The organism is Gardnerella washingtoni, assembly GCF_049262705.1.
In the GTDB taxonomy this organism is placed as follows: domain Bacteria; phylum Actinomycetota; class Actinomycetes; order Actinomycetales; family Bifidobacteriaceae; genus Bifidobacterium; species Bifidobacterium vaginale_D.
Genome location: NZ_CP058398.1, coordinates 806,805 through 821,315, shown reverse-complemented (window position 1 = coordinate 821,315; position 14,511 = coordinate 806,805). Strand labels below are relative to the sequence as shown.

At 44.7% G+C, this 14,511-nt stretch carries 12 protein-coding genes; 11 read left to right on the top strand and 1 reads right to left on the bottom strand.

Translation table 11 applies throughout. The annotated features are described in order from the left end of the window. Positions 1-575: 575 nt before the first annotated feature. From HXT28_RS03160 to HXT28_RS03125, 8 genes are all read left to right on the top strand, one after another. A complete protein-coding gene (locus HXT28_RS03160; protein WP_422113664.1) occupies positions 576-1,373 on the top strand; it encodes a 16S rRNA (uracil(1498)-N(3))-methyltransferase in 798 nt (265 codons plus the stop codon). A gap of 158 nt (positions 1,374-1,531) precedes the next feature. After that, complete coding sequence (locus tag HXT28_RS03155; RefSeq protein ID WP_016637251.1) at positions 1,532-1,894, top strand: histidine triad nucleotide-binding protein; 363 nt, start codon at positions 1,532-1,534, stop codon at positions 1,892-1,894. A 3-nt stretch (positions 1,895-1,897) separates the two neighbouring features. Continuing rightward, on the top strand, positions 1,898-3,091 hold the full coding sequence (locus HXT28_RS03150) for a PhoH family protein (protein WP_422113663.1): 1,194 nt from the start codon (positions 1,898-1,900) through the stop codon (positions 3,089-3,091). A 3-nt stretch (positions 3,092-3,094) separates the two neighbouring features. Then, positions 3,095-3,661, top strand: coding sequence for an rRNA maturation RNase YbeY (ybeY, locus tag HXT28_RS03145; protein ID WP_016637249.1), 567 nt, complete (start codon positions 3,095-3,097; stop codon positions 3,659-3,661). Positions 3,662-3,681: 20 nt separating this feature from the next. After that, complete coding sequence (locus HXT28_RS03140) at positions 3,682-5,187, top strand: hemolysin family protein (protein WP_422113662.1); 1,506 nt, start codon at positions 3,682-3,684, stop codon at positions 5,185-5,187. Positions 5,188-5,218: 31 nt separating this feature from the next. Beyond that, the gene (gene era, locus HXT28_RS03135; RefSeq protein WP_016637247.1) at positions 5,219-6,289 is read left to right on the top strand and encodes a GTPase Era; all 1,071 of its coding nucleotides are present in this window, start codon (positions 5,219-5,221) and stop codon (positions 6,287-6,289) included. A gap of 244 nt (positions 6,290-6,533) precedes the next feature. Further along, the gene (locus tag HXT28_RS03130) at positions 6,534-7,832 is read left to right on the top strand and encodes a beta strand repeat-containing protein (RefSeq protein ID WP_422113661.1); all 1,299 of its coding nucleotides are present in this window, start codon (positions 6,534-6,536) and stop codon (positions 7,830-7,832) included. Positions 7,833-7,988: 156 nt separating this feature from the next. Further along, entirely contained in the window at positions 7,989-8,270 is a 282-nt protein-coding gene (locus tag HXT28_RS03125) for a hypothetical protein (RefSeq protein ID WP_158409780.1), read from the top strand. Positions 8,271-8,627: 357 nt separating this feature from the next. On the opposite strand, the gene HXT28_RS03120 is transcribed toward HXT28_RS03125, so the two are convergent. After that, the gene (locus HXT28_RS03120) at positions 8,628-10,679 is read right to left on the bottom strand and encodes an AMP-dependent synthetase/ligase (protein WP_064346882.1); all 2,052 of its coding nucleotides are present in this window, start codon (positions 10,677-10,679) and stop codon (positions 8,628-8,630) included. 363 nt (positions 10,680-11,042) lie between these two features. On the opposite strand from HXT28_RS03120, the gene HXT28_RS03115 reads away from it, so the two are divergent. The 3 genes from HXT28_RS03115 (at position 11,043) to HXT28_RS03105 (ending at position 14,052) form a co-directional block, all read left to right on the top strand. After that, positions 11,043-11,654 carry a 50S ribosomal protein L25/general stress protein Ctc gene (locus HXT28_RS03115; RefSeq protein WP_064346887.1) on the top strand — a complete coding sequence of 204 codons (612 nt, stop codon included), beginning with the start codon at positions 11,043-11,045 and terminating at the stop codon, positions 11,652-11,654. Between the two features lie 246 nt (positions 11,655-11,900). Beyond that, positions 11,901-13,070: a branched-chain amino acid aminotransferase gene (locus HXT28_RS03110; protein WP_016637823.1), complete on the top strand. Its 1,170-nt coding sequence runs from the start codon at positions 11,901-11,903 to the stop codon at positions 13,068-13,070. Between the two features lie 268 nt (positions 13,071-13,338). Continuing rightward, complete coding sequence (locus tag HXT28_RS03105) at positions 13,339-14,052, top strand: trimeric intracellular cation channel family protein (RefSeq protein ID WP_422113660.1); 714 nt, start codon at positions 13,339-13,341, stop codon at positions 14,050-14,052. The last annotated feature ends 459 nt before the right edge of the window (positions 14,053-14,511 follow it).

Here is a 14,511-nt window from a genome sequence, read left to right as displayed (position 1 = left end):
ATAGATAGCTGCACCCACCCGCAGCTTAATTTTTCGACTTTAGTTGCACTTAGTAAACCACGCACTTTACGTAACAAACTTAACGAGTCTATGAGTTTTGTGTTGGCGTTTAGTGTGTTGAGAGGCTGGAAAAATTGTGTTCAGTGCTAAAAGAGGACTGAGAAGCTACATTCTTTAAAGAAAGGCGAACACAATAAACGCCTTTAACAGCCAGAGCGCACGAAGGACTGGGCGCGACGACCTGCCGAAGCGCTTAAAGCGTAGCGCGCGAAGGCAACTCGGAGCGTGAGCTTGCTCAAGTTGAAAGCACGGTGTGCTTTCAACGCAAGCTCAGCAGCGAGTACACGCAAAGTGTACGAGCGCTATAAGCGCAAACACAAATTTTCCAGCCTCGTCAAAAATAAAAAACTAAATCAGTTACAAAACTCATAGACGATACTAAAGAATATCGCAAACAAAATCGCGAGGAGAGAAATCCCCCAAAACTCGCGCCACATTAAACGAATTGTAATATAAACTTGTAGTTTGATTACTGTTTTGGAAGTTTGTCTTGCTCCTCACGTTAGGCTTAAACTATGACTGACGCTTTATTTTTGCTGAATACTGACTGTGATAATGCTCCTGTGCTTGCAGATGGAATTGAAGAAGGTTGGACACTTACGCTTCCTTCCAACGTACAACGTCACGCAATATCTGCCATGCGTTTGGCAGGAGGAGACGCTTTGCAGCTTTCCGACGGAAAAGGCTTACGGATTCACGCAACTGTTACGGACGCAGAAAATGGTTTAGTTCGAGTTGATGCTTTTACTAGGGAAACGCGCCGAACTACGCGACTTGCGTTAGTGCAAGCGTTAGCAAAAACTGGTCATGATGAGCAGGCAATTGATATGGCTACGCAAATTGGTGTGGATGAGGTAATTCCTTGGTGTGCGGATCGTTCAATTGCAAAGTGGAAGCCTGGACGCACAGATAAACGTTGGAATCAAGTATTACAAGCTGCTACTGAGCAGTCACGAAGAGCGTGGATTCCGAAGCTTCATGATTGTGTGTCAAGTAAACAGATTGTTGCAATATGTAGGCGCGCGTGCGTGTATGGTGATTTGGTAGTGGTGTTGCATCAGGATGCAACTGATTGTTGGAATCAAATAGAACAAGCAGTAAATACTCTTAGCGAGCGCTGTTTGGAAGATGGCAAAGAGCGCACTGTTTACGTTTTAGTTGGTCCAGAAGGTGGTATCAGTGACGATGAAGTGTCAATGTTTATTGATGCTGGTGCACGAAGTTGTGTTTTAGGTAGTAATATTTTGCGTGCGTCTACAGCCGGCCCTGTGGCTCTTTCGCTACTTTCGCGTGCGTTAGGACGTTACGAATAATCGTAATAAATAGCAATGCTGAGCAATAAAAATGCTGGAGTTTGTGTAAAATAGTAGAAGATATGCTAATGTGCGCACGTATGAAGCAGGTGTTGTGTTGTTACATAAACACTGCGTGTGATAATGCATGAGCATGCGTAACAAGTAGGGGAGAAACTATGAGTGATCATACCTATCATACTGAAGAGAATTGCATTTTTTGTAAGATTATTGCAGGTGAGATTCCAAGCAGTCGCGTTTATGAAGATGATACTGTCGTAGCGTTTAATGATATTAATCCGCAAGCAAAAGTGCATGTGCTGATTGTGCCTCGCAATCACTATAAGAATGTTGCAGAGCTTGCTAGTAAAGCTCCTGAAACTTTAGCTCATATTGCTCAAGTGGCGCAACATATTGCGGATGACGCATTCCATGGTGATTATCGACTCGTGTTTAACACTGGTCTTGATGCTGGTCAAACAGTATTCCATGTACATGCGCATGTGCTTACTGGTGAGAAACTTGTAGAAGGTAGCTTGTAAATCGTGACGAAAAGTACGACGCGTTTTGTACAAATTCCTAGCGAATTAAGCTCGGTAGCGGTTTTGGGCGCTGCGGATGCTGGTTTGCGTGAAGTAGAACATGCTTTTCCAGAAGCGGATATTACTGTACGAGGCAAAGATGTTCAAATTGTTGCTCGTTCAGCTAGAGCAGATGAAGATGCTGCGAAAGCTGAGTATGCGTTTAGGCGCATGATTGATGCAGCTTACGAACAACCTATGGATGCGTATGAAGTAAGACGCATGCTTGAGCGTGATATTTTGCATAATGATGAACACAATGTGCGCATAAATCGTATCGGGCACGATGGTGGGGTGCTTGGAAGTAGTTTTCCTGCGAATGCTTATGCTGCGAATAGTGTGGCTTCGCGTTCCGAAAACGAGTTTTCAAGGAATGACAGCGATTTGTTGCCTTCTAGCGAAGAAGCTCATCGTCGAGCAATGAGTCGTAGAGCGCGCATGAGTAAGGGCGTAATTACGTTTGCCGGCGGCATTCCTGTGCGTGCAAAAACTGCTGGGCAAACAGCGTATGTGCAGGCAATGGATGCTCATATTGTAACGTTTGGCATTGGTCCTGCTGGTACCGGTAAAACATATTTAGCAGTTGCTAAAGCAGTTCGTGCTTTGGAAGATGGTAGAGTTCGCAGAATTGTGCTGACGCGTCCTGCTGTAGAAGCTGGCGAAAACTTAGGATTCTTGCCTGGCACTTTAAACGATAAAGTTGATCCATATTTGCGCCCACTGTACGACGCGCTTTCAGACATGCTTGGCTCTACGCAACTAAAACGCTATCTTGACGAGAATATTGTTGAAGTTGCTCCTCTTGCTTATATGCGTGGTCGCACGTTAAATGATGCTTTTGTTATTCTCGATGAAGCACAAAATGCTACCGTGCAGCAGTTGAAGATGTTTTTAACGCGTCTTGGCTTTAATACCACTATGGTTATTACTGGTGATAGTACGCAGGTTGATTTAGCTGTGCCACGTTCCGGGCTTGTTTCTATTGAAAAGATTTTGGGTGAAGTTCGAGATATTGCTTTTGTGCATTTGCAAGTAGAAGACGTTGTGCGTCATGCTTTGGTTGGTCGTATTGTGGAAGCATACGAAAATTACGATGCAATGCTTGAGCGTAAAAAACGTGAACGTACTAAAGAATTTACTGAGAGGAATAACGGATAAATCATGAGCATTGAAGTCATGAATGAAACGGTGTGGAATATTGACGTAAAAATTTTCTCTGATCTTGGCATGTGGGTTCTTCAACAAATGAAAGTAAGCACACATTCAGATTTATCAATTACTTTTGTTGACCCAGAGCCAATTGCTTCTTTGCATGAGCGTTGGATGAATTTAGAAGGTCCAACAGATGTTATGAGTTTCCCAATGGATGAGCTAACTCCTGGAAGTGACGATAAAGTTTCTGAAGGTATGCTTGGTGACTTGGTGATTTGCCCGTGGGTGGCAGAGCAGCAAGCGCTCGCAGCTGGGCACAGTGCTATGGAAGAAATGTTGTTACTCACTATTCACGGTATTTTGCATTTGCTCGGTTACGATCACACTACGCCTGAGGAAGAAAAGCAAATGTTTGGTTTGCAACGGCAGTTGCTACTCACGTTTTTTGCTGCGCGCTCAGGAGAATTATATGATGCTACGCTTCCAGAAGGCGCTGTAAATGAGCTTGAGCGTTACGATGCTGAGCATGAAGCGAGTAGCATCAAAAATAAAAATAAAAATAAAAAACAGCATTAAAGCGCATTAAGAGCATAATTATGGAATATATTAAACAAGTATTTTCTAGCATATCGGTTCCAGCATTGCCGTTACACGTGTGGCTTGGATTAGCTGTGTTGCTTGTGCTGGCAATGCTTCTTGTGTGGTTGTCGCTTGCTATGGCTGCTGCTGAAGGAGCAGTGCCAAGAGTTACTCGCGCAAGCTTAAACAATCTCATGATTGAAGCGCAAACTCATGATGATGAAATAAGCGCAATCGTGCGCATGCGCAAAATATCAAGAATTCATCGTGTTAAAAAACTGATTGCTGACCGTTATACAACAGCTGGAGCTTGTGCGTTTGTACGTGTGCTGTGCAATGTGTTAGATGGTGTGCTTGTTGCAGCATTAGTAGCATTTTTTGGATCGCCTTTATGGCTTACATTAGTTATTGGCATACTTGTTTCAGTAGTTGTTGCTGTTATTTCTATTCTTGTTCGTCCACGTTCTGTTGGTGCTGCTCAGCCTGTAGCAAAATTAATGCGTCTTTCTCGCGTAGTATCAATTGCCATAGCGTTGAATCCGCTTGTGCATATTGCTGGTGATGTGGATGTTGCTCCAAGGAAAAAGCATGCTGATCTTTCCGATGATGAAGCTTTGGAAGATATTCAACTTGATCAGGCAAAAGCGAGTATTGACCGGTTAGTTGAAGCGAATGATTTTGATCCTGAAGTTTCGGAAATGATGCGCAATGTGCTTACGCTTTCAGATACGTTGACCCGCGAAATTATGGTTCCGCGAACTGATATGATTTGCGTTAAAAGTGACGAAACGCTGGAAAATTTCCTGAAATTATGCTCTCGTTCCGGATTTTCTCGAGTTCCTGTTATTGGTGATTCCGTTGACGATTTAGTGGGTGTTGCATACTTGAAGGATGCTGTGCGCGCTACTGTGTTTAATCCTGCAGCTTCTACGAGAGCTGTTGACACGATTAGCCGTGACCCTATGCTTGTGCCGGAATCTAAGCCAGTTGATGATTTATTCCACGAAATGCAACGTATTCGCCAGCATGTTGCCGTAGTTGTTGACGAATACGGTGGTATTGCAGGCTTGGTGACGATTGAGGATGCTATTGAACAGATTGTTGGTGAACTGGAAGATGAGCATGATCGCACGCAGCATGCAGATCCAGAAGAGATACGTGAAGGTGTGTGGAAGATGCCTGCGCGCACGCCGATTGCAGATTTGGAAGATATTTTTGAGGTTCATATTGACGAAGATGATGTGGACACTGTGTTTGGTTTGCTTACGAAACTACTTGGTAATGTGCCGATTGTAGGTTCTAGTGCTGTTACGCGCGGGCTGAAGCTTACTGCAGTGGATTCTGCTGGTAGACGAAAGAAAGTGTCAACTATTCTCGTTGAACGCGATGTGCAGGGCTTAGAGGAGCCTCAAGAAGAACAAGCTGAAAGTAGTAATGCAGAACAACCTGCAGTAACAGTAAGTAAGCAAACGAATGCCTTGCAACAAGCTAGTAAGATGAAGCAAACAAATATGTTGAAATAAAGAACTGGATGGTAAAAATAACGTGAATACTATGAACGATGTTGATGCTCATAACAATTCCAATGCTCGTAACGACTTTGACGACGAGAACGACTTTGACGACGACATGTTCGCAAACCTCGATGCTTCAACACATGCAACTGTTGCTGCTCCTGATTTTCACGGCTATCGTTCTGGTTTTGTTGCTGTAGTAGGTAGGCCGAATGTTGGTAAGTCTACGCTGATGAACGCTCTTATTGGCACGCAGATTGCTATTGCGTCGTCTCGCCCAGAAACAACGCGTAAAGCTATTCGAGGAATTGTTACAACTGAACATGCACAAATGGTATTAGTGGATACTCCAGGTATTCACCGTCCGCGCACCCTGCTTGGTCAACGTTTAAACGATATTGTTGACGAGTCACTTTCTGATGTTGACGCGATTGCGTTCCTACTCCCAGCAGATCAAGAGATAGGGCCTGGAGACAGGCGAATCCTAAGCCGACTGCGATCTGATTTTGCTACCAAAAATAAGCAAGGCAACTGGTCGTGGAAAGTGCCGCTTATTGGTATTGTGACGAAAATTGATATGCTCAACCGTGATGAATTAGTTCATCATTTACTTGAAATTCAGCAGTTTGCTGATTTTACGGATATTGTGCCTGTAAGTGCGCTTACCAAAGATAATGTTGATGAAGTTAAGAAGGTTTTGATTGATAATCTGCCGGAAGGCCCGCAAATGTATCCTGAGGATCAGCTTAGCGAGGAAACCCCTGAAAGCATGATTGCTGAGCTTATTCGCGGAGCTTTTCTTGAAGAACTTGACGACGAGCTTCCGCATTCACTAGCTGTGGTAGTTGACGATATTGTGTATCCGGGAGATGGTGAAGATACTCAATACGATGACAATAAAGCGCATGTGCTTGTGTCAGTGTATGTAGAGCGTGATTCGCAGAAGCCGATTATTATTGGTCATCGTGCGGAACATTTAGTGCGTGTGAAGAAGCGTTTACGCACAGCAGTAAATCGCATTACGGGCACAAAAGCTGTGCTTGACTTGCATGTGAAAGTTGCTAAAGGTTGGCAGAGTGACCCTAAGAAGCTTGAACGTTTAGGTTTTTAACATTGTTGCTGCTTGCATGGTGGATGCTGTGTAGGATTTTTATGTATGCACACAATTGCTCATTGTGTGCATACGGTTGTATGTGAGTAATCCTTTTTGCGGATGAATATTCCCTGCTTGAATGTTCTGTTCTTGAGTGTTTTGTTCTTGAATATTCTATGTTAGCTGCTGTGAGCTGCGTTGCTCTTTGCAGTTCTAATTCTTTTAATAAACCATAAACATATGGGTGGTACATAGTCTGACTATGTACCACCCATATGTTTTATCAGTTTTCAGTTTTTATTACTTCTTTGGAGCTGGGGTTACTGGGGTAACTGGCTTTGGAGCTGGGGTTACTGGGGTAACTGGCTTTGGAGCTGGGGTTACTGGGGTAACTGGCTTTGGAGCTGGGGTTACTGGGGTAACTGGCTTTGGAGCTGGGGTTACTGGGGTAACTGGCTTTGGAGCTGGGGTTACTGGGGTAACTGGCTTTGGAGCTGGGGTTACTGGGGTAACTGGCTTTGGAGCTGGGGTTACTGGGGTAACTGGCTTTGGAGCTGGGGTTACTGGGGTAACTGGCTTTGGAGCTGGGGTTACTGGGGTAACTGGCTTTGGAGCTGGGGTTACTGGGGTAACTGGCTTTGGAGCTGGGGTTACTGGGGTAACTGGCTTTGGAGCTGGGGTTACTGGGGTAACTGGCTTTGGAGCTGGGGTTACTGGGGTAACTGGCTTTGGAGCTGGGGTTACTGGGGTAACTGGCTTTGGAGCTGGGGTTACTGGGGTAACTGGCTTTGGAGCTGGGGTTACTGGGGTAACTGGCTTTGGAGCTGGGGTTACTGGGGTAACTGGCTTTGGAGCTGGGGTTACTGGGGTAACTGGCTTTGGAGCTGGGGTTACTGGGGTAACTGGCTTTGGAGCTGGGGTTACTGGGGTAACTGGCTTTGGAGCTGGGGTTACTGGGGTAACTGGCTTTGGAGCTGGGGTTACTGGGGTAACTGGCTTTGGAGCTGGGGTTACTGGGGTAACTGGCTTTGGAGCTGGGGTTACTGGGGTAACTGGCTTTGGAGCTGGGGTTACTGGGGTAACTGGCTTTGGAGCTGGGGTTACTGGGGTAACTGGCTTTGGAGCTGGGGTTACTGGGGTAACTGGCTTTGGAGCTGGGGTTAAGTGGAACACGGTGTCGCCATCTAATGTGCTGAGAACATCAGAGATGCTTGGAGTTGTGTGGAACACTGTGTCGCCGTCTAATGTGCCAAGAACATCAGAGATGCTTGGAGTTTGTGGCACTACTGGTGTAACTGGCACTACTGGAGTTGGTTCCGGTGCTGGAGGTTCCGGTGCTGGTGTAGGCGTTTCGTCGCTGTACACGTTTTCGTCGCTGAAACCGGTGAAGTGGTACAAGTCATCTTCTTCAGATGGTTCCGGTGCTGGAGGTTCCGGTGCCGGAGGCTCCGGTGTTGGCACTACTGGTGTAACTGGAACTACTGGAGTTGGTTCTGGTTCTGGAGCTGGAGCTTCATCACTGTACACGTCCTCATCGCTTCCGCCAATAGAGCCTGCATAATAGTACATACCGCTATCTTCATCTTCTGGAGCAGGTGTTGGTGTTGGTGCAGGTTCAGACGTAACGTCTTCCTTGTCTCCACCGATAGCGCCTGGATAATAGTACATACCTTGAGTATCGGAGTCAGCTGCTTGTTTTGTTTGTGCATCTGCAGCGTTGGCAGAAATGCCAAATGCAAGAAGTGTGCCAGCTCCTAAAGCGAGTAATGATGCAAATTTAGAATTCATCATTAACCTTCTCTCTTATAGTGTTCAATGTGTGGCTATTTTCACTTATATGAAGAATCAGGTGGGCAATGATTTTTTACAAGGATTATCTCTCCTGCTTCTCTGCAAAACAGTATATTCTGGTACGGGGGGGGGGTTCAAGGTATTTGCTAAAAACATCCGTATGTGTGTATATGGAAACTTTTCTATAAAATATAGAAAATCACTATAATTTTACTAAATTTATGCAATAAAAACATATAAATTATTATGCAATCCTATGCAAAACGATAAAAAATAATAATCTTTACAAACTAATAATTTATGCAAATATAACAATCATACCGTGTTTTTTATGAGCGACAGTCCGAAACTAGCAAAGTACATCTACGCTATAGTCCGTCTGTGCATGTTACTTTTTACGGTTTAACGTCTATATACATCTATATACATATGCGCACATGCTATATCTGCAATTGCGTGCACGCATTAGGTGAAAGTTGTAACAACTATGCGCAAAATAAAAAGCTGCAGCAAGTTAAGCTCACTTACTGCAGCTTGAACAACAAACTCAAATCATGTTGTGGCGTTACTTCTTCCTCGTCGTGTACATTTGCGTATTCAGCAATGTAGCATACCGCTTAATAACATGAGGACGAATAATCTTCATGGATGCAGTCATTAAGCCGTTTTCTTGCGTAAACTCTTCTGGCAAAATAATGAACTTGCGCACAGATTCAGCGCGCGACACGCCCTCATTAGCAAGATCCACAAACTTTTGCACTTCAGAACGAACCACAGCATTACTAGCCGCTTCCTCCATGCTCATCGTTGCGTCAAGACCCTTTGATTTAAGCCATGTGCGCAACGTTTCTTCATCCAACGTAACAAGTGCAGAAATAAACGGGCGCTTATCGCCAAGTACTAAAGCTTGAGATACCAGCTCACAGCGTTTAATCATTTCTTCAATAGGTCCAGGAGCAACATTCTTGCCGCCAGCCGTAATAATCAAATCCTTCTTACGACCAGTAATATAAAGCATGCCCTCATCGTCAATTCGCCCTAAATCGCCAGTAGCATACCATCCATCTTGAGTAAATGAAGTCTCTGTAGCCTCATCATTCTTATGATACTTATGGAAAACGCAAGTTCCCTTAATTTGCACTTCGCCATCAGAAGCAATGCGTAACGTAAAAGCTGGGAAAGCAATACCAACAGAACCTTCGCGGAAAGGAACGCCGATAGGAGTAAAAGCACATGGGGCAGTGGTTTCAGTAAGACCATAACCCTCATACACAGGAACACCAGCGCCGCGGAAGAAAGAAAGCAGTTCAGGATCCAGCGGAGCGCCGCCAGCAACAATCCAGCGCGCACGACCGCCAAGAGCCTGACGAAGTGGACGATACACGAGAGGATCATAAGCAGTGCGACGAGCCTTAGTAAGAGTTTTAGCATCGCCAAACTCTTGCACTTCCTTCATATATTGCTGAGCAGTAACAACAGCACCCTGGAAGGCTAAGCCTTTAGCACCATGACCAGCTTTCTGCGAAGCTGCGTTATACACCTTTTCAAGTACACGAGGCACCACAATCATTACTGTAGGTTTTGCAACTTGCAAATCAGAAATCAACGTAGAAATACCTTGGGCAATGTAAATACGTAGTGTGCTTGCCACAACAATATAATTAATAGCTCGTGCAAAAGAATGTGCTTGAGGAAGAAACAGAAGCACGGACCCGTCTTTTTCGCTGAGCAACTCAGGCAAGTAGATAGGCAGATTTAATGCGGTAGTGCAATAGTGTTCGTGTGTCATTTCCACGCCTTTAGGCGCAGCAGTAGAACCGGAAGTATATACAATAGAGCACAAATCGGTTTTCTTTACAGAATCAATACGCGCATCAAGCTCCTCATCGCTCACAGTGTAACCAAAAGCTTGAAGTTCCGCCAATCCGCCGGTTTCTATGCAAATAATGCGTTCCAAACTTGGGCATTCTTCAATAGCGCCATCAGCTTTATTGCGCATATCAGTGGTTCCAACAATAAGGAATCGAGAATCGGAATTATTGACAATATTACGAATTTGCTCAGCAGAATCTGTATCATAAATCGTAGCAAGAATGCCACCGCAAGCCATTACTGCAGCGTCAGCAACATCCCACTCGTAGGATGTTTTGCACATAAGAGCTACAGCTTCACCTTTGCGCAAGCCATAGTGCATCAAACCTTTCGCTGCATCACGCACTTCCTTAAGGAACTGGTTGGCGGTTTTTGTAACCCACTGGTCGTTTTCTTTATACGTGTAAAGAGGGTCGTCTCCCATGCGCGCAGCGCGATCAGCATACAAGTCATAAATGCTCGTGCCTTCATCGAGGGGAGCGGCGCTTTCTGTTTTTGTAGTAAGCAAACCAGTTTCCGGATCGATAAACGTGGTAGTCGGCATTTCCGCGCCCCACTCTTCTACGCGTGGAAGACGTGGATTTTGCGAAAGTAAAGTATTCGCTGCGTTTTCCTGATCAGTATGAGGATAATCTGGTTCGCCTGCGCGGTCATCGCTGACTGGGTGTGCGAAGTTGCTGCCAATACGTAATGCTTTGCGTGCAAGATTAAACGCTTGCTGTTGGAGTGCATTAAAAACAGACACATCTGCTCCTTCATCATGCCAAAAGGCTTTTTTCAAACGCGCGGTTGCGATGCGTTTAGGACTGTTATCTATCATAATCGCTTGTGTGCTCAAGTGCAGCTGCGTGTGACTGAGCAGCTGCGACTGCAAGTAAATGCGGTAAAAGGGACGCAACTAGAATAGCTATCTTGCAATGCGTTAAGTCTACGTATGTGGTTATACTAGAAAAGTTGCTTTGGCGAGGGAATGTGCTGCTGGCTTTGTGATGAGCTTTGTGGCAGAGTTCCGTTATCGACTGGGCTGATGCCACTTATGGTTTTCGGCGCGTCGGTGCGCCTGAAGCTGGATTTAATATACAACTATCCAGACCATAAGGAGACCGATATGGCTACAAAAATTACTCTCGAAGGTGAATTGCGCAGCGAGTTTGGTAAGGGTGTTGCTCGTCGTTTGCGTGTTGCTCATTTGATTCCAGCAAGCCTTTACGCTGGTGGTGCTGAACCAGTGCACGTTACACTTCCAATGCGCGAAACCACTCTTGCTTTGCGTCACGCAAACGCTTTGTTCACTATTAAGTTCGGTGACGAATCTCGCATCGCAGTTGTGAAGGATGTTCAGCGTAACCCTGTAAAGCGTATCGTAGAACACGTTGATTTCTACGAAGTGAAGGCTGGCGAAAAGATTGACGTTGAAGTTCCAGTCTTCGTTGAAGGCACTCCAAAGGGTGCTGCAGTTGCATTCGTAGATGTGCAGGAGCTCAAGGTTCGTGCTGATGTTGCTAACTTGCCAGAGCGTTTGGTTGTGAACGTCGATGGTTTGACTGATGGTACGAAGGTGTTTGCTAAGGATGTGAAGCTTCCTGAGGGTGCCGAGCTTGACATGGATGGTGAAGAATCCGTTGTCAGCGTGACTGTTCCTGAAGATGCTGCTGCTCCAGCTGCCGGCACTGACGCTGCTGCTCCAGCTGCTGATGCTGCGCCTGCAGAAGAAAAGTAAGTTTGACACACTGAGCTGTTAATGAACTTATAAAAATATTTTTTAATATCGTAAGCCGCATAGTCGTAATGATTATGCGGCTTTTTGTATATAATTTCGCACATTTTGGCAATAAAATTTTTTCTTATAGAAGATTTTTTGTACGAATTTTCTCGTTTTAGATTTGCTAAAAACAAGAATCGTATTAATCTATACGTTAATTGCGTTAAAAGCAAGTAGTAAAGATACACATAGAAAAGAGACATAATGGCTGATTTAGAGGTCGCTCCAGATTTTGCGAACGCTTATGAGTCTTATGAACATAGCGATCCAACTCTGTTGAACAAATTAGCTGGCAATTTTGAAGTTCTGCCAAATGATAATCCAGTTTCGGACGCAAAGCGCAACGAACTTATTGATAAGCCTGCTTTCGGTCAGATTTTCTCCGACAATATGGCTCACATGTCCTGGACTAAGGGCGAGGGTTGGTCGGATCGTCGCATAGAGCCTTATGGTCCTTTAAAAATGGATCCAGGCGCATCAGTGTTGCACTACGCTCAAGAATGCTTTGAAGGTTTGAAGGCTTATAAGCGTGCTGATGGTTCCGTTTGGCTTTTCCGCCCAGATATTAATGCTGCACGATTCCAAAATTCTGCTAAGCGCTTGTACTTGCCAGATCTTTCTATTGACGACTTTATTGGTTCTGTAGCTGCATTAGTAAAGCGAGATAAGGAATGGGTTCCAAGCCGTCGCGAATATACGCTGTACATGCGTCCATTCATGTTTGCTTCTGAGCCGTTCCTTGGTGTGCGTGAAGCTCATGAGGTTGAATATTGTGTAATTGCTTCTCCATCCGGTCCGTACTTCAAGGGCGGCTTGAAGCCTGTGAGCATTTGGGTTGAAGATCAGTGGTTCCGCACTGGTCCTGGTGGTACTGGTTTTGCTAAGTGTGGCGGCAACTATGCTGCTTCTTTGCTAGGTGAATACAAGGGCATTGAGCATGGTTGTGAGCAAGTGTGCTTCGTGGATGCTGCAACTAAGACGTATTTGGAAGAGCTTGGCGGCATGAACATGTTTGCACTCCATAAGGATGGTCATTTGGAGACGCCATCGCTTACTGGCAGCATTCTTCCTGGCGTTACGCGTCGTTCTTTGATTCAGCTTGCTAAAGAGGCTGGTCATGAGGTTGTTGAAACTATGATTCCGCTTCAAGGCTTACTTGACGATATTCGTTCTGGTGAGGTTACTGAAGTCTTTGCTTGTGGTACTGCTGCAATCATTACGCCAATTGGTCGTTTTAAGTCTGATGACTTTGATCTTAAGGTTGCTGATGGTGGTGTTGGTGAGTTGACTCAGGCTTTGCGTGACGAACTTCTTGGCATTCAGCTTGGCGATGTTGAAGACAAGCATAACTGGATGTGGAAGGTTTGCGACTAGGATTCAACAATCAGCAATATGTAATACATATGGGCAGATACTTTTCATATTGCGTAAGTATGACGTAAGTATTTGTTATGTATTTCGCAAATATTTAATAATGTAATATCGATGCAATATCGATATATTACCTATCGATATATTATGTGTGGCGCGTCGTGCTCTATATATGTAGATTCTTATATATAGTGCGGCGCGTCGCGTATTTGTGTAGCACGTATGTTGCATAACGGCGCATGATCTTAATAAAAGGTTGAAGGGATATTTTGTGGAAGGTGCATTAGGGGATAACATTTTCTTTCTTATAGTTGAATATGTTGCTATGGGTTGCTGTGGCATGGTTGGGGGATTGTGGGCTATCCGCAAAAAATATGATGTGTTTGCCATTATTACTACGTCTTGGATAACTGCGCTAGGTGGCGGTATTGTGCGCGATGTGCTGCTGGGGGCACTACCTCCCGTAGGTATCGCTGATCGTGGTTTCGTTATTACTGGCTTACTTTCTGGCGTTATTGTTGCAGTTGCTCACCCTGAAATTGACAAATGGCGTTGGTTTATGCTAACTCTTGATGCGTTTGCTTTGGGCTTATTTGCAGTGAATGGTACTGCAAAAGGTTTGGATTTTCATATGTCTGGCATGGCGTCTGTGTTTTTGGGAATGGCAACTGCGTTAGGCGGTGGTTTGATTCGCGATATGATTTTGAACCAAGTGCCTGTTATTGTGCGTGATAAACATTGGTATGCGTTCCCAGCGGCTGTAGGATGCGTGCTCACTGTTTTTGTAGTGAAAGCGAAACATGCTGGCTGCTTTGGTGTAACAGTTGAGATTTTATTGGATGTACTTATCGTTGCGTTAGTAGTGGCAATGCGTTTGCTATCAGTGAAATTTGATTTAACACTATTTGGCGCACTGAATCGTACGGAACCCATTAAAGTGCATTGTCCGCGTATTCGTCGCATTAATAATCGCCGTCATCGTTAATATTGGGTTTATAGGCCAAAAAGTGTGTAAGAAATCATGTCTTAGGCCTTGCAATACAAGCGTTTTGCGGTAATCAAATCTGTTTGCTGCATATTCACCACTACCTGGACAAAAACTGTGTAAAAAATAAGCTCATAACCTTTACGGCAGTAGGGCTCGTGGGGTATATCGAATGTGGGCTATTTCTTATGCTAAGCGGCATTCCAAGTATGTATTAGCTGAATATAACAATACATCGTCAAACGCTGTTACTAGCGCAAATTACGTACTGCGCGAAGAACGTATAACCCCGCTTATTCGTTATTAACGCAGATTACGTACTGCACCAGTAACATATGACTGTTACTTTCTCAGATACTTGACTGAGTTTTTAACAGTGTTTGGGTGATTACCGTTGTTTTCTCAGTTTGTTGACTGAGTTTTTAATAGTGTTTGAGTGATTACCGTTATTTTCTCAGA